Source organism: Acinetobacter sp. V115_6 (genome assembly GCF_031799025.1).
Taxonomy (GTDB): Bacteria; Pseudomonadota; Gammaproteobacteria; order Pseudomonadales; family Moraxellaceae; genus Acinetobacter; species Acinetobacter pittii.
Genome location: NZ_JAVQNO010000021.1, coordinates 147704 through 164608, shown reverse-complemented (window position 1 = coordinate 164608; position 16905 = coordinate 147704). Strand labels below are relative to the sequence as shown.

Below are 16905 nucleotides of genomic sequence, written 5' to 3'. Positions count from 1 at the left end.
GGTATATTCCTTACTGTCCGTAGTGGGTCAAAATATTTAAAGCGTCGTCCCATTCATGTTCATCAACACGAATGAAATGTGTTTTTTCGCGACTTTCCAAGAACGATACGCCTTTACCCATTTTTGTGTCACAAATAATGACTCTTGGGCATGCTCCTTCATGGTTTCGTGCTTGGTCAAATGCCTCAAGCAAAGCTTCCATGTTGTTGCCATCTACACGTTGGGTGTACCAACCAAATGACTGCCAACGATCAACAATTGGCTCAAACGCTAAAATTTCGCTGGAGTGTCCATCTGCCTGCTGATTATTTACATCAATCATGGCAATTAAATTATCTAGTTTCCAATGAGAGGCAGACATTACGGCTTCCCACGTTGAACCTTCATTTAGCTCTCCATCGGACAGTAAGTTATAAACAAAAGCATCCGACTTTTTCTGTTTTAGTCCTAAACATGCGCCGACTGCAATTCCAAGACCATGACCCAATGAGCCACCTGTAATTTCCATGCCGGGTGTATAGGAAGCCATGCCCGACATTGGTAACCGACTGTCATCTGCACCATAGGTTTCAAGTTCCTCAAACGGGATAATTTTTGCTTCAATTAAGGCTGCATAGAGTGCAATTGCATAGTGCCCAATAGAAAGATAAAAACGGTCACGGGCTTCCCATTCAGGGTTTTCAGGCTGATATTTCATGGCATGGAAATAAGATACTGCCAGTAGATCTGCTGCACCTAATGCTTGTCCAACATAGCCTTGGCCTTGTACTTGCCCCATACGTAAAGCATGTTGGCGAATGTGGTAGGCACGTTGTTGCAACTCGGCAATTTGGCCTGCTTTATCAACATTTAACATTGTCATTTACTATTCCTTATTAACGATTAACCAGTTTTGCCGGAACACGCAGAACCAGACTGGCACCGAAAATTAATACTGCTGTGATTAAGAACATGCCGATTGCATTTGAACCTGTGTTGGTAGTGACCCAACCGATTAAATAAGGTGAGCAAAATCCTGCAAGATTGGCAAAGCTATTCACTGCTGCAATACCTGCCGCTGCGGAAACACCACCCAAAAAGTTAGTCGGTAACATCCAGAATAAAGAGGATGCCGTCAGCACACCTGAGGCTGCAATGCAAAGGCAAATTAAAGAGAGCGTTAGATTTGAAGCGAATAAAGTTGCAAATGTGAGTGCTAAAGCGCCTGCACACATCGGGATAATTAAGTGCCAGCGGCGTTCTTGAAAATGGTCACCGCTACGCCCTGCCAAAATCATGACCACAATGGCACACATATAAGGCAGACTGGTGAGCAAACCGATATGCCAGTTATCACTAATGCCCGAGTTACGAATGAGAGTTGGTAGCCAAAATGTAATGGCGTATTGCCCCATCACGACACAAAAGTAAATACCTGCCAGTAGCCATAAGCGTTTATCTGCGATGAACTCTTTGACGCTAGCATGACCTTCTTTGTGCTGGTTATCTTGAGCAAGCTCTTGCTTCACCAAGTTCTTTTCGTCTTGGGTTAACCAGTTGGCGTCTTGAACTGAATCTTTTAAAACAGCAAGTACAAGCAGGCCAACAATCACTGTGGGAATGGCTTCAATTACAAACATCCATTGCCAGCCAAACCAACCATGTACACCGCTCATTCGGTCCATGATTAAGCCTGAAAGTGGTCCACCAATCATTCCTGAAATTGGAATCGCGATAAACCAAAGAACTGTCATGCGTGCGCGGCGATAAGACGGGAACCAATAAGTAAGGTAGAGCAACAAGCCCGGAGCTAGTCCAGCTTCGGCGACACCCAATAGAAAACGTAAGGTGTAAAATTGCCATTCGGTTTGAACAAACGCAAAACAGCCTGACAAGATGCCCCATGTAATCATGATTCGGGCAATCCAACGCCGTGCACCTACTTTGTGAAGTACAATGTTACTTGGTACTTCACATAGGAAATAACCAATAAAGAAAATCCCTGCGCCTAGACCATATACAGCTTCACTAAACTGTAAATCGCTCATCATTTGGAGCTTGGCGAAACCCACGTTTACTCGATCTAAATAGGCACAAAAATAACAAAGCATTAAAAATGGCATGAGCCGAAATGCAATTTTTCGATAGGCAGATTTACGAACCGCCGTATCTACTTCAGATGAAAATACTGTATCCATCATGCGAATCCCTTTACATTTGGCCACAGTATCCTCTTGTGACCATCATTCTATTTTTAGTTTTGAAATAGTGAGCGATTAATGAATCAGCATGCCACCATTTACATCGAGTGTGACACCAGTTAAGTAAGCTGACAGATCACTTGCCAAAAATAATGCTGCATTTGCAACATCTTGCGCTTTACCTAAGCGGCCGAGAGGAATACCTGCCAAAATGTCATGACGACGGTCATCATTCATTAAACCACCAGTAATATCAGTCTGGATTAGACCGGGAGTAAGAGAATTTATACGGATCTGATCGCCACCAAACTCACGAGCCATCGCTTTTGCCAGACCTAACACACCTGCTTTCGCAGCGCTATAGTGTGGCCCGCCAAAAATACCACCACCGCGCTGCGCTGAAACTGAAGATAGGCATACAATGCTTCCACCACCATTTGCCTTCATGGATGGAATAACAGCTTGCGACATAATCAATGTTCCGCGTAGGCTAACATCTAAAATGCGGTCATAGTCATTGCGCTGGATTTCGAGTGTTTTAACTGGCTGAGTAATACCAGCATTGTTAATTAAAATATCAATCTTGCCATAGTGCTGTAATGCTTGTTCAACAGCTACTCTGACCTGTTCTTCGTTCGCAACGTTTGCAGCAAGGCCTAAATGTCCTTCACCAAGCGCCTTTGCAGCGTTTTGGCTTTGAGCAAGATCTAAATCAACAATAATGACTTTGGCACCCTGTTGTGCAAAGATTTCGGCGGTTGCTCGCCCAATTCCACGTTCTGATGCTGCACCGGTAATTAATGCCACTTTTCCTTGTAGTAACATGTTCAATCCTCTTTTACGCTTTATTTCCTGAGTTCTGACTTAGAATCTCTTTTTTCACAAAGCCCAGCAATCATGTCGAATTCAACAAGGCATGAAAAAAATTCATGCCTATGCTATTTTCAAATAAGTTTTAGGGATAAAAACGGATCATTTCATGGATAGTAGTGAAAACAATTTCAACCACATGCCCTCAATTAAAACATTACAGGCTTTTGAACAAACCGCCCGTTTCGGCAATGTTGCCAAGGCAGCCGAGCATTTGAATCTCACCCCTTCAGCAGTAAGTCATCAAATTGCTAAGCTTGAAGAAATGATTGGGCAGAGTTTATTTATTCGTGGTGCCCGTGGTGTGACGCTTACCCCTTCTGGCGAGCGCTATTTTCAAGATGTCACCACCATTTTGCATAACCTGATGTTAGCCACTGAAAAAGCTGCCGATAAAAGCCCTAAAGACAGTTTATATATTCATTCATCCCCAAGTTTTGGTTTGCTTTGGTTGCTCCCTCGCCTCGAGTCATTTAAAGAAAAGTTCCCAATGATTCAGGTCAATCTTTCGTGTTCTTATGAAAACTTGCACTTTACCCGCGACAAGATCGACATTGATATTCGTCATGGTTTGCCCAACTGGACAGGGGTAGAAATCAGAACGATTCGTAATGAAAAACTAGAAGTACTTGCATCTCCTAAGCTACTTGAACGTAGTCCAGTAAATAAACCTCAAGATTTATTAAAGAAAGAACTGATTTTATCGCGTTCAACTTTAGTTACTTGGCCGCAGTGGTTTGCCCATCAGGGTTTAAGCATTCCTGAGTTTCCCTACACTTTGAGTTTTGACCGCTCTTATATGTCACTTGAAGCAGCTACACACGGACTAGGTTTTGTTTTGGAGAGCAATTTGCTTACTCAAAATTATTTGGAATCTGGAAAATTAGTTAGAGTTTTTGCAGATGAGCTATCGATTCCTATCTCTGCTCATCATTTGGTGTATCCACGAACCCACCAATTTATTCCTAAAATTGAGCTGTTTTTAAACTGGATTCATGATGAGTTAGCGGATTGAGAAAGTAATTATTAAATGATTTGAATTTCCTCAACTCTTAAGTGATGCATCATTTCTCGAACAAATACAAAGTAGGTAAAAATATAAAGCTGATTTGGAGCCACTTGGTTTGTGTAGTAACTTAAACGTTCAATAAAACCATTAAATCCATGCTCAAGCTCAGTACGGCTGATTTGCTTTTTAGCATTAAAAAATAACTGACTCAGTTGTGTCATAACAGCATCAGAGGTAACAGCTACACCACTTATATTTAAATTTCTGAGGGGCTGCGACTCGATGATTTCTTCAATGAAATAAATCATCTTTTCAATCGCAAGCTCATCAATCACACCATCGCTGATACTTTTTGAATTAACAAAACCTAAGCCCTGCTCAAGGTGAATGTGTTGGCTGTCTACATCAAACCAGAGACTATTTAGACCAAGTGAAAATTTTAAAACCGAGTCGGGATGAATCATAAAAATAGCTTACCGTTGAGTTTTACTCATAAGATTAATTTCTTTATAACCTTAAATTGTGCAAGTTTGTTCAATATTTAGAGTTAATGGCACTAAGCATCATTAACACTATCTATAATAAAAACCTCTTTAAAAAGATGAAAAATCAATCTTATATTCATCCAGTCTTACTATTAAAAAATAGAGTATAAACATGAAAAAATTAGTAATTTTAGGTATTACGATTTATAGCTTTGCACAACTTACCAATGCAGCCACATTAAATGTAAAACCATATGGTACGACTCAAGACGGTCAAAAAGTTGATCTATACACCATGAGCAATAACAAAGGAGTCTCTGTATCGTTTATTAGCTTCGGTGGTGTAATTACACAGATTTTGACTCCCGATGCACAAGGTAAACAAAATAATATTGTTTTGGGCTTTGATGATCTAAAAGGTTATGAAGTCACTGATACTAAGGAAGGCATTCATTTTGGAGGATTAATTGGTCGTTATGCGAACCGTATTGGCAAAGCTAAATTTAGCTTAGATGGAAAAACATATAATCTTGAAAAAAATAATGGACCGAATTCATTACATAGCGGTAAACCGGGTTTTGATAAACGTGTTTGGCAAGTCAAGCCCCTCGTTTCTAAAGGTGAAACCGTTAAAGCTTCTCTTAAGTTGACCAGTCCAAATGGTGATCAAGGATTTCCCGGAAAATTAGATGTAGAAGTGATCTACAGTCTTTCAGATCAAAATGAATTCCAGATTGAATATAAAGCCAAAACTGATCAACCGACAGTAGTCAATCTCACCAACCACAGTTATTTCAACTTATCAGGCGCTGGGAATAATCCTTATGGCGTACTAGATCATGTGGTACAACTCAATGCAGACCGTATATTGATAACCGATCAAAACTCTTTACCCACAGGTGAAATAGCTTCGGTTGCAGGTACACCTTTTGATTTTCGGACACCTAAGACGATTGCGAAAGATATTCGAGCGAATAATCAGCAATTGGCCTATGGATATGGCTATGACCAAACTTGGGTAATTAATCAAAAGTCTCAAGGGAAACTCAATCTTGCGGCTGTTGTAGTTGATCCAAAATCTAAACGGACCATGCAGGTTTTAACTACTGAACCAAGCGTTCAAATGTATACAGCCAATCATTTATTAGGAAATATTGTTGGCGCAAATGGTGTGCTCTATCGACAAGCAGACGCACTAGCATTAGAAACACAGCATTTTCCAGATAGCCCAAATCAACCGGCTTTCCCATCCACTCGTTTAAACCCAAATCAAACTTATAACAGTGTCACCGTATTTAAGTTTGGTGTTCAAAAATAGTCTTTTCAATGAGGCTATGTTCATATTAAAAAGACTCTCAGCTGAATATGGCTGAGAGTCTTTTCATTTATTTTACTTTTGTGTTGGGTAAAAATGCGGTTGCAAAACCAAGTAATGGCAACAATGAACATAAACCAAATACCCATTCAATGCCGTTAATATCCGCTAAATGCCCTAACCCAGCTGCGGCAATACCACTGACCCCAAACATAAGACCAAACATTAAACCTGCAATCATACCCACACGGCCCGGAACGGCTTCTTGTGCGTAAACTACCATCGCTGCAAAAGCTGATGACAACACTAAACCTGCAATAATTGAGAAAACTGTTGTCCAAAATAGGTTTACATACGGCATCATTAATGCAAACGGTGCCATACCCACAAATGAAACCCAGATCACCGCTTTACGGCCAATTTTGTCACCAATTGGGCCACCTGCAAATGTACCTAAAGCAACGGCTGCCAAAAAAGCAAATAAATGCAACTGAGCTGTTTGAATACTGATATGGAACTTTTGAATTAAGTAAAAAGTAAAGTAGTTACTAATGCTGGCAATGTAGGTAAATTTGGCAAACATCAACACACTAATTGTGCTCAGGGCAATAATTAGCTTACGGCCATGCAATTTAGTATGTGCTTGGGTAGCACGTGCAACCACCTGACTTTTTGCATGACTCAAAGTCCAACGGCTTACACCAAATAAAACCCAAATCGCTAAAAGTGCAAATATCACTAAGCCCGCAACTGCATGCTGTCCAAACGGGACAATTAGTAAAGCTGCCAACAATGGACCAATGGCTGTACCAGTGTTTCCGCCCACTTGGAAAGTCGACTGCGCTGTACCGAAGCGCCCGCCCGATGCCATTCGTGCCACCCGCGAAGCTTCTGGGTGAAAGGTTGCAGATCCTACCCCAATCAGTGCAGAGGCACATAACAACACAACAAAACTTGGTGAAAATGCTAACAAGATAATGCCGCAGAATGTGACGACCATTCCGAGTGGGAGAAGATACGGTTTTGGATGTTTATCGGTATAAAGTCCAATCCAAGGCTGTAGCAGTGAACCTGTAATTTGATATACAAACGAGATCAGGCCGACTTGGGCAAAACTCAGTGAAAAGTTTGCTTTTAGCATTGGATAGATAGCTGGTAGCACCGCCTGAATTAAATCATTTAGTAAATGTGCGACTGCCACGGCGCCTACAATTTTAATAATCATTCCTTGAGGCTGATCATTTGCAACGGTATTGGTAATACCATCTTTCAATTGTATTGAAGACGTCATACCTGAAAAACTCCAATATTTTTAAATGAGATGCTTATTGTAAATTGTCGCTTATAAAGTTATCTTCCAATAATCATCGTATAAGTGACAATTTTTAGGATAGTTTATGTCCGATTCTCTTATTCAGTCTGATTTGTCTGAACTTGTGATTGGGCTATCTTCTGAGCATTCTTACCGAGAAATCACGCCTACCCATACGCATACACGTGCGCAGTTTTTATATGCGTCCACTGGAAACATTCAAGTTTTTACGCCCAATCATGTGTGGATTGTGCCGCCCATGTGCGCGTTATGGATTCCAGCACATGTAGAGCACAGCGTGATTTCACTGAGTCACGTGAAGTTAAATACGGCATTGGTTGAAGTAAATGCAGCAGCTTTAATGGGACAACATTGTTTTATTATTCGGGTGAGCAACCTGTTGCATGAGCTTTTGATTCGTTTAAATGAAATTGAACGTGAGGAAACTCCAAATACAGCAACCTCTCAAGAGCTTTCCCGTTCTTTACAAATTTTGATTTTTGAAGAAATACATCGGGCCAATTTATTGCCTATTCAGATTCCGTGGCCGAAAGACAAAAGACTCTTAAAAATTTGCCAAGAGTTATTACATACGCCTGACAGTTCAAAAGATTTAACAGATTGGGCTGATGATATTGGTGCCAGTTCTAGAACCCTAATGCGTATGTTCCAAAAAGAAACTGGGCTGTCATATCGGGCATGGTTGCAACAAATGCATATTGCACTTGCCTTAAGTAAAATCGCGAATGGTGAATCTATTGCTCAAATTTCAGAATCACTGGGGTATACAAACCCCAGCGCGTTCAGTGCAATGTTTAAGCGACATCTAGGAAAAACACCTCAGCAGTTTAGAAGTGCCGCGATGTCGCTATAAGTCTTTTTTTTTGCAGGGAGGTCATGCTTTTCGAGCAAATCATCGAAATCATGATAAACATGCAGTTCTCGATCTTTACCAGTTCTGGCATGATCTAGGCGCTGTTCAGGGTCGACTAAAACAAGAGTATGGCCATCATCAATCAGACGATCTACACCTTCTAAGAACATACGTTTACCCACATCGTGGATAAGTGAAATCTGGGTTAAATCAATCACGATTGTGCTTTGGTCAGTTGTCTCGTCTTGTAAAATACGCAACAACATTTCAGCTTCGGTAAATTTCAATACCCCTCGAAGCACATACACACTCAATGATGCGTCTTTCCCAGTACGATAATGACTTTGTACAATGGTCTGTGCAGAAGGTGTACCTTCCATGAGGTGTAGCCCCATGTCACGAGATAATCGTTCTAAAATATCGATACCTCGAACACTGTGACCATGCTCATCTAGTCGAGGTGAAAAAGCAGCAATACTCACCTGCCCCGGTAGCACACCCAAGATACCGCCTGCTACACCACTTTTAGCAGGAATACCTACAGTTGAAAGCCAGTCACCCGCAGCATCATACATACCACAGCTCATCATGACACTGAGTACTTGTCTAACGACAGATCGATTTAATAGGCGCTTTCCAGTTCTAGGATCGACCCCGCCATTAGCAAGTACACTGCCCATACGTACCAAGTCTTTAACTGTAACCATGATCGCACATTGACGAATGTAACCATTCACAATATCGACAGGGTCAGTTTCCAAAATCCCCACTGTGCGCAACATATAACCGATCGAAAGATTACGGTAGGCTGTTTTGACTTCCGAATCATAAACTGACTCATCAAAACTTAATTCGCGGCCTGCAAGCTCGCTCATAAAACGGCGTAGAATTTCTGCGCTATGCAAACCATGCTTGACCTGAATCAAGGAATGTACAGTAATTGCGCCAGAGTTAATCATCGGGTTTTTCGGACGACCATCTTTACCCAATGAAATTTCATTAAAGGCTTCACCAGAAGGCTCTACCCCTACTTTCGCAAGTACTGCATCAATGCCAAGCTGTTGTAAAACATAGGCATATACAAATGGTTTAGAAATTGATTGTATGGTGAATTCAACATCATCATCGCCGACCGAATAAATTTCACCATCTACCGTAGACATTGCTAAAGCTAATCGATTTGGGTTTGCATTTGCCAACTCAGGAATATAATCGGCGAGATGACCGCTGTTATCGATGTCACAGGCTTCTATAACATTTGCCAAATATTCTGGTAGAGGGGTTTTCATGGTCAGTAACCTTAAATGAGGAGATTTACAACATCGCGCAAAATTTCAGCACAACCTGCTGATAATATTAAAATTATATCTTTTGTAATGATTTAAATATCACGATATAAGTATTCTAATTCCGATGAGTTATCCTTTTCAAGCTCATTATAGGTTTTTCAAAACTTTAAACTAAAGATTAGATTATTCTTTCTACAAATAAGATCCCATTTAAATGATCGACTTCATGTTGAACAATACGAGCAGGAAAACCATGGAAAATCATTTCAACTGCTTCACCCTGAAGTGTTAAATATTTAACCTTAACCATTTCTGCGCGATCAACTTGCCCCCGCTCGTCTGGCACACTTAAGCAACCTTCTTCACCTAAACAAACTTCGTCTGAGAACTCTAAAATCTCAGGATTCACCATGACCACTGCTTCCATTTCAGGTGCATCGGGATAACGTGGGTTTGGACGAGACGCCACAATAATGACGCGTTTAGAGATATACACTTGCGGCGCAGCAATTCCTACCCCATTACGCTCAAGCATTGTCGCATGCATAGCGTCAGCCAGCTGATAAAGCCAATTACTGTTTAACTCATTTGCCGACACAGGGGCCGCAGTCAGTTTCAAAATATCTTCACCGCGCTTCGCGACAGGTAAAACTACACTCATCCTTTGACTCTCTCATTAAACTGGCTATAACAAGTTTTATTGTGTCGCTGAACGAAACAAAAGAAAAGCCATTCCTACATCTGTTTTTGTTTCATCTAAAGCGTTTTTTGTTTTAAAGCTTTTTTGATCTGAGCAGGTCCAATCGACGTTGCCACATAGAACAAATTTCCTCCATTTACTTTTACTTCACTTTTCCATTAATATCCAAACTTCAATTACAACAATTAAGTAAAAAATGGATCAGGAATTAACTTTGCAGGATGCGAACTATCTTAATAAAGAAGATAAACGAACCCTCGCCCTTTCTTCATTGGGTGGAGCTTTAGAGTTTTATGATTTTGTGATTTATGTGTTTTACGCCAAAATCATTTCCGACCTCTTTTTCCCCAGCACACTTAGTCCGTTTTGGGCCATGCTCAACACTTATGGCATTTTTGCAGCAGGTTATTTTTTCAGGCCCTTAGGCGGGGTTGTCATGGCCCATTTTGGTGATTTGGTCGGTCGTAAAAAACTATTTTCGCTTTCTATTTTACTGATGGCACTGCCTACCCTGTTTATCGGGATATTGCCTACCTTTGAAAATATCGGATATTTGGCACCCCTACTTTTATTGCTTATGCGTGTGGTGCAAGGTATTGCGATTGGGGGTGAAATTCCAGCCGCATGGACATTTGTGTCTGAGCACGTACCCGAAAGAAAAATTGGACTGGCAAATGGTTTACTCACCGCTGGGCTGTCTTTAGGAATTTTATTGGGTGCATTGATGTCTTTATGGATTTCACTGAATTTTAGTGAAGGACAAATCCATGACTGGGCATGGCGTATTCCTTTCATTGCAGGTGGTATTTTTGGTCTGGTTGCACTTTATTTGCGGACTTATTTAAAAGAAACGCCTGTGTTTAAAGCTATGCAGGCTCGCAAAGAAATCTCAAAAGAAATGCCTGTAAAACAAGTCTTAAAAACGCATAAAACAGCCGTAGCGATTGGTATGTTATTTACATGGTTTTTAACAGGCTGTGTGGTGGTGGTGATTTTAGCCATGCCAAATTTATTAACTGGTACGTTTGGCTTTGAGCGTGCTCAAACTTTTGAAATGCAAAGTGCAGCCATTGTCATGCAAATGGTAGGCTGTATTTTGGCAGGCTATTTTGCTGACCGTTTTGGCTGTGGCAAAGTCATGATGGTCGGTGCGCTTGCCGTTGCACTTACAGCAGCAGTTTTTTATAACAGTTTAGGACATGCCGCCCATTCAACCATTTTTGGTTTATATATGTTGTTGGGTCTATGCTCAGGTACTGTCGGCATGGTGTCGAGCAGTATGGTCAAAATGTTCCCCGCGCCTGTACGTTTCTCGGGCATTTCATTTTCTTATAATTTATCGTATGCAATTGTTGGTGGTATGACCCTGCCTTTAGTGCATTGGCTCAGTCAATATAGTGATATTGGTGCGATGTATTATATTTTCGCGCTAACCATTTTGGCCTTTGTGACTGCCTTTGTGTTTTGGAATAAGTTTGAAAAAAACAGATATTAAACGCTTTAAATTATTAAATAAAAAACCACGCCGATTGCGTGGTTTTTTATCGCTGCTTACTTTAGAAAGTAAAGCCGATATTAAAGTTAATACGGTATAACCATTTGTCACTGTTTGGCGAAGTTGCAGAGGTATACCCTGTTGAGTTGGTTGCCCCACCAATAATGTTAGAGTTTTTACCCCAGGTATAATCTGCCCAAACCATAAATGGTGAAGCAATAAACATCATCCCTGTAGTGTTCATTTGCGAGTCTGACCAATCATCACGTTTTTTATCGAGATAACTATAGTCATTATAAAACTTAATGGCTTTTAGCTTGCCCATATTGGTCACAGGCAACGTATAGGCAAGGTTTAAACTGGCAATCGTACCTTCCGAAGCAATGAAATAAGCAGGTGTAAGGCCATTCGCTCCCATCAAAGTCATATCACTGTTTACACCATCCGGATTTTTAGCATCGTACTGATAATGAATGACCGAACTTTGTAAGTTAAAGCGCTTATAGTTGTTTTCGGTATGCAAACCGACTGCATAATATTTGCCGTCTTTGTCAGTAATGTCATTATGTAGCTGGGCAATTGCACCCGACACGCCAAACTCTTGTTTACCGAAATCAGTTTCTAACTTGCGAACAATGCGGGTATTCACCTGATTGCGCTTTTCATTTTGATAGGCTTTTTGAGATGGAAATGCATTTCCTGCCAAGTCATCATAAGTTGCACTTTCAGGGGAATAACGCAGGTTCGTCTCTAACATTTGAGGATAATAACCGAGTTTTACATCCCAATCTTTGTTGTGATAATTCCAGTTGATCCCCGGTGCAATGTTATTGCCATAACCTAAAAAGAATGGAATGTGATAGGTCCAGCCATTTTGCGGATAAGGATAAATCGTAAAAGGTTTATAGACTAGCCCCGCTTCGATGCTGTTATTGGCATCTAAGTTATAGCCAACATATGCTTTTTCAATGGACGTTTTCTGTTGGTCTTGAAACATATAGCTGGCATTGATATAGGCATCATCAAACTTACCTTTGAGATCTACCCTGAAAATATCAAAATGGAGCTTACCAAAACCACGGTTTGGCCCTTCCCAATCTTCATAGCGTTGATTTAACCGAACCACCCCACCTAACTTTAATGAGTCGGTGCCGTCATCACTTTTCCATTCAAGCAATGAGTCTTTTGCAAATGCATCGACGCTTACCCCCAGCGTAAGCGGTGCAATGAATGCCATGATCAATGAAGTCTTTTTCATCTCTACATCCTTGATTGAGTTCCAGCGTCCTGCTGGAACTTTATTTGTTTTACCTGTAAAACTTAGTTTTTATTGTTTTTTAGACAAAAAAATTTATCTAAAAAAGGATGGCTTAGCAGCTCCCATCGCATATGTACTAAACCATCCAAACTGGTTAATACAGTTTCTTTTGCGGTGGACCCGCGAAGTTTAATGGTCCAATCGAGTTCATATCGAGCTCAATCACGGTTGGCCCTTCAAAAGCAACAGCCTCTTGAATAACCGTTTTAAACTCATCTGCACTACCGACTTTCCAGCTTTTCACACCCATTGATTCGCCAAGGAGTTTGTAGTCAGGTGTATGCAATTCATTGAAATACTGACGACCACCAAAGTAGTTATTTTGAATGCCACGCATTACACCATAACCACCGTCATTCATAATCATTAAGACCATGTTGGTGTTTTCTTGCACCATAGTTGCAATTTCACCAATACCCAGCATTAAGCCGCCATCGCCGACTAAACCAATTACTTTTTTGTCAGGGTTAGCAACTGAAGCACCGATTGCTGTTGCAAGGCCTAAACCAATTGCACCCGCGAGTGAGTGGATGTTTTGGTTTGGTGCTTGTACAGGGAATAAACGACTGCCCCATGTACTACCTGACATGGTGATGTCACGTACAAAAATGCCGTCTTGAGGTAAAGCTGCGCGCAAGTGATCACAAATTAATGCGTACTGATCGATTTGTTTACGCAGTGCATCAATTGCAGCCTGTTTAGCAGCCACTACAGCGGCATCGTAATCGGCATCAACTTTTGAAGTTCCTTGAAGCTGCTCTAACACACGTGTTAAGACATCTTTGGCATCGCCACAAATGAAGTTGCGGATTTTGTAATTACGTTGCTGAGCCACTGGGTTGGCATCCACCTGAATAATGTTTTCAGGGAATTCAACCGAATAAGTTTTAGTTTCATTACTACGTAAACGAGAACCCACCACAACCATCAGGTCAGCATCTTTTAATAACTGCTCAACACCCGCCGAGTTATGGAAAGCACCTAAACTACGTGGATGATCATCTGCCAACACCCCACGGCCATGTGTAGATGACACAACAGGAATACCTAAATCTGCAATTGCTTTAACTTCGGCAACGCTATTTAAAGTTCCACTGCCAATCCAGAAAATTGGACGTTTTGCTTTTTTGATTTCACTGACAAGATGGTCAATTTCAGCTTGCTCTGCCTGTGGTAACTCAAGTGCTTTAACTGGCCCTAAGTTAAGTGGCAAATCAATTTCGGCTGCTTGTACATCAATTGGTAGCTCAACACTTACTGGCCCCATTGGAACTGTAGTTGCAACACGGATGGCTTCACGTATTACACCAACAGCATTGTCTGGGCTGGTAATACGAAATGCTGCTTTGCTTGATGCACGTAAAAATGTAAGTTGATCTTTGGTTTCATGAATGAAGCTTGCATCACGGTCGAGATATTCACGCTCAACTTGACCTGTTAAATGCAATACAGGGCTACCCGCATTCATTGCTTCAATGAGTGAACCCACCGCATTACCTGCACCAGCACCCGTACTGGTTAACGCTACCCCTAGGCCTTTAAAGCGTGAGTGTGCATCTGCCATAGTAACCGCACCCGCTTCACCACGGGCTGCTACAAAGCGCATTTTTTCACGGCGCCCTACCGCATCGGCAATAGGTAAATTGTGGATGGAAATAACACCATAAATACTATCAACTTGGTGCGCTTCTAAAACTCTTGCGATTGCTTCGCCTACATTTACACGTTCAGTCATGTCTGTTCCTCAAAATTTGTTTTCAGTCCTTGAATTTATTAATCGCACCAAGGGTTAGGCTGTTCATTCAGCCCCATATAAATACTCTTTTGTTGCATGTACGATAAAATGCCTAAACGGCCTTTTTCGCGCCCGATTCCACTGTCTTTAAAGCCACCAAACGGCGCACTAATCGAGAACTTTTTGTAGGTATTAATCCATACCGTTCCCACTTCTAATGCACGTGCAATACGCCAAGCTTTGCGATAGCTTTCAGTCCAGATACCTGCGGCAAGGCCAAAACAACTGTCATTGGCTTGGGCAATTAAATCTTGCTCGTTGTCATATTTCATAACCACTAAAACAGGACCAAAAATTTCTTCCTGACAGGTTTGAGCACTGTTATTTAAGCCCGTGATAATGGTGGGTAAGTAATAGCTTCCTTTGGCATAGTCACCAGCCGTAAGCGCTTCACCACCAATTAGAACCTGACCACCTTCGCTTTTAGCAAGTTGCACATAGCGGTCAACTGACTGCAAATGCTTGTCATTGACCAGTGGCCCTAAATGCACACCCGCCTGTTCCGGATGGCCCACACGTAAGCCTTTGGTAATTTCAACCAAACGCGTTAAAAACTGATCGTAAAGACTGCTATGAATAAACAAGCGAGAACCTGCAATACACGCTTGGCCTGCCGAGCTAAAAATTCCGTACACCACACCTTTAGCTGCCAGTTCGACATCTGCATCCGGCAGAACGATGGTTGGTGACTTACCACCTAACTCAAGCGAAGTGGTAATGAGTTTGTCAGCGGCAATATGTGCCAAATGACGCCCCGTGGTTGTTCCACCTGTAAAGGAAATTTTACGAACCAATGGGTGCTGAGCAATTGCATCACCAATCACAGAACCACGACCAACTAGCACGCTGAGTAAGCCTTTTGGTAAACCTGCTTCTTCAAAAATTTTGGCAAGCTCTAAAGCAATGAGTGAAGTTGCTTCTGCTGGTTTTAACACCACGGCGTTTCCTGCTGCCAAAGCTGGAGCAAGCTTTTGAACTTCACTCGCAATTGGAGAGTTCCAAGGAGTAATGGCTGCCACAACGCCTACAGGCTCATGCACGCTCATGGTCATAAAGTCTGGAGCACGTTGAGTGGTGAGCTCATCGTTCAACGTTTCACATGCCGCAGCAACATAACGTGCAGTCGCCGCAGCGCTCATGACCAAGCCACGAGTTTCAGTTAAAGGCTTACCATTATCACGTGTTTGTAATTTGGCTAATTCATCTACACGCGCTTCAATAATGTCTGCAACTTTATAGAGAATACGTGCACGCTCATGCGGCAAGCTGTTTCTCCAGCTAGGTTGACGCCACGCCTGATCCGCTTTTTCAATTGCCTCATTTACATCTTCAAGCGTTGCTGTTGAAAGCTCAGCGTTTACCGACTGATCTGCCGGAAACAGGCTTTGAATGACTGCACCACGGCCTAATCGCCATTCACCTGCAATATAAATTTCCTTTGCCATGATCAAATCCTTCTTAAATCTGTATTGCTTCTACACTGTTGCGACAAGCACGAATCACGCTAAGCGCAGCCAAAGTTGATGTTTTCGGGTTACTTGGTAACGGCACGCCCACCAGTTCAATGGTCATTTGCCCAAAGCCACCTTCTGCCACAATGGTGTGTTTGTTTTTGTTGATGGTTGGATCAACAGTTAACTCAACCATGGTTTCATCCATTCCAAGTCCTGCAAGTGCAATAGTTGCTGCAACATTGGCATTGGCTGGAAATTTGGTCGCAGCTTCACGGGCAGTTCCAGTGAAAAAGACAGTAGGTTCAGCAACATGGTCTAGATCGACCAATTGCTCTGCATAACTGCCCTTCCAGCTTTTTGGACTTTTACAGCCTTTGTAAGTGACTTTTTGCAAACCACCTTCTTTGGCCGCAGAAATACCGTCAATACCTGCGATAGCCCCTGCAAGCAAATGCAAATGTGCATCATTTTTTTCGGCAGTTTGTTTAAGCTGAACCAAAAACTCGCTATCAGCCAAAGTACCCACCGAAATCAGACCAATGGTCCAGCCTTTCGCTAAAACTTTTTGAGCATGCTCTTTTACTGCTGCTTGACCTGCCACTTCAATGACATAGTCTGGCGTACCATCACATTGCTCAATATCTGAAATCACCTGAATCTCGGAGGAGACTTGTGATTGAACTTTTTCAATGCTACGAGATGGCACGACAATCCATTTGAGTTGCAGATCTTGAGGCAAGTGGGCATACACTTCTGCTGCCATTGCGCCAAAACCAATCATCATCAACTTTTTCATGACAGCACCTAAT

15 protein-coding genes are annotated in these 16905 nt (G+C 41.8%); 4 read left to right on the top strand and 11 right to left on the bottom strand.

Annotated elements, in window-relative coordinates; genetic code table 11:
- Window positions 1–10 precede the first annotated feature (10 nt).
- The 3 genes from RMA94_RS09180 to RMA94_RS09170 all read right to left on the bottom strand — a co-directional run bounded on the left by RMA94_RS09180 (window position 11) and on the right by RMA94_RS09170 (window position 3005).
- Entirely contained in the window at window positions 11–856 is an 846-nt protein-coding gene (locus tag RMA94_RS09180) for a transketolase (protein ID WP_311084023.1), read from the bottom strand.
- 19 nt (window positions 857–875) lie between these two features.
- Entirely contained in the window at window positions 876–2177 is a 1302-nt protein-coding gene (locus RMA94_RS09175; RefSeq protein WP_032037199.1) for an MFS transporter, read from the bottom strand.
- Between the two features lie 78 nt (window positions 2178–2255).
- Entirely contained in the window at window positions 2256–3005 is a 750-nt protein-coding gene (locus RMA94_RS09170) for an SDR family NAD(P)-dependent oxidoreductase (protein WP_069141010.1), read from the bottom strand.
- Window positions 3006–3189: 184 nt separating this feature from the next.
- On the opposite strand from RMA94_RS09170, the gene RMA94_RS09165 reads away from it, so the two are divergent.
- The gene (locus tag RMA94_RS09165; protein ID WP_081037658.1) at window positions 3190–4065 is read left to right on the top strand and encodes a LysR substrate-binding domain-containing protein; all 876 of its coding nucleotides are present in this window, start codon (window positions 3190–3192) and stop codon (window positions 4063–4065) included.
- A gap of 11 nt (window positions 4066–4076) precedes the next feature.
- Here the strand turns inward: RMA94_RS09165 and RMA94_RS09160 are convergent, their stop codons facing one another.
- Window positions 4077–4523: a hypothetical protein gene (locus tag RMA94_RS09160; RefSeq protein WP_311082627.1), complete on the bottom strand. Its 447-nt coding sequence runs from the start codon at window positions 4521–4523 to the stop codon at window positions 4077–4079.
- Window positions 4524–4716: 193 nt separating this feature from the next.
- Between RMA94_RS09160 and RMA94_RS09155 the strand changes: the two genes are divergently transcribed.
- Window positions 4717–5862 carry an aldose epimerase family protein gene (locus RMA94_RS09155; RefSeq protein ID WP_311082626.1) on the top strand — a complete coding sequence of 382 codons (1146 nt, stop codon included), beginning with the start codon at window positions 4717–4719 and terminating at the stop codon, window positions 5860–5862.
- A gap of 67 nt (window positions 5863–5929) precedes the next feature.
- Here the strand turns inward: RMA94_RS09155 and RMA94_RS09150 are convergent, their stop codons facing one another.
- Entirely contained in the window at window positions 5930–7150 is a 1221-nt protein-coding gene (locus RMA94_RS09150) for an MFS transporter (RefSeq protein ID WP_262727971.1), read from the bottom strand.
- A 106-nt stretch (window positions 7151–7256) separates the two neighbouring features.
- Between RMA94_RS09150 and RMA94_RS09145 the strand changes: the two genes are divergently transcribed.
- Window positions 7257–8045, top strand: coding sequence for a helix-turn-helix transcriptional regulator (locus RMA94_RS09145; RefSeq protein WP_016802806.1), 789 nt, complete (start codon window positions 7257–7259; stop codon window positions 8043–8045).
- Here RMA94_RS09145 and RMA94_RS09140 read toward each other — a convergent pair.
- Together RMA94_RS09140 and def are read right to left on the bottom strand one after the other, a co-directional pair.
- On the bottom strand, window positions 8012–9334 hold the full coding sequence (locus RMA94_RS09140) for a glutaminase (protein WP_114259783.1): 1323 nt from the start codon (window positions 9332–9334) through the stop codon (window positions 8012–8014). The two genes, RMA94_RS09145 and RMA94_RS09140, sit on opposite strands and share 34 nt — an antisense overlap.
- A gap of 178 nt (window positions 9335–9512) precedes the next feature.
- On the bottom strand, window positions 9513–9995 hold the full coding sequence (def, locus tag RMA94_RS09135; RefSeq protein ID WP_311082624.1) for a peptide deformylase: 483 nt from the start codon (window positions 9993–9995) through the stop codon (window positions 9513–9515).
- 235 nt (window positions 9996–10230) lie between these two features.
- On the opposite strand from def, the gene RMA94_RS09130 reads away from it, so the two are divergent.
- Window positions 10231–11529 carry an MFS transporter gene (locus RMA94_RS09130; protein WP_016802808.1) on the top strand — a complete coding sequence of 433 codons (1299 nt, stop codon included), beginning with the start codon at window positions 10231–10233 and terminating at the stop codon, window positions 11527–11529.
- Between the two features lie 61 nt (window positions 11530–11590).
- On the opposite strand, the gene RMA94_RS09125 is transcribed toward RMA94_RS09130, so the two are convergent.
- The 4 genes from RMA94_RS09125 to RMA94_RS09110 form a co-directional block, all read right to left on the bottom strand.
- A complete protein-coding gene (locus RMA94_RS09125; RefSeq protein ID WP_213067786.1) occupies window positions 11591–12787 on the bottom strand; it encodes a hypothetical protein in 1197 nt (398 codons plus the stop codon).
- Between the two features lie 154 nt (window positions 12788–12941).
- Entirely contained in the window at window positions 12942–14582 is a 1641-nt protein-coding gene (locus tag RMA94_RS09120) for a thiamine pyrophosphate-binding protein (protein WP_311082621.1), read from the bottom strand.
- Between the two features lie 38 nt (window positions 14583–14620).
- On the bottom strand, window positions 14621–16087 hold the full coding sequence (locus RMA94_RS09115) for an aldehyde dehydrogenase (RefSeq protein WP_311082620.1): 1467 nt from the start codon (window positions 16085–16087) through the stop codon (window positions 14621–14623).
- Between the two features lie 13 nt (window positions 16088–16100).
- Window positions 16101–16892 (bottom strand): aspartate dehydrogenase, encoded by a 792-nt coding sequence (locus RMA94_RS09110; RefSeq protein WP_057068466.1) that lies wholly within the window; start codon window positions 16890–16892, stop codon window positions 16101–16103.
- Window positions 16893–16905 lie beyond the last annotated feature (13 nt).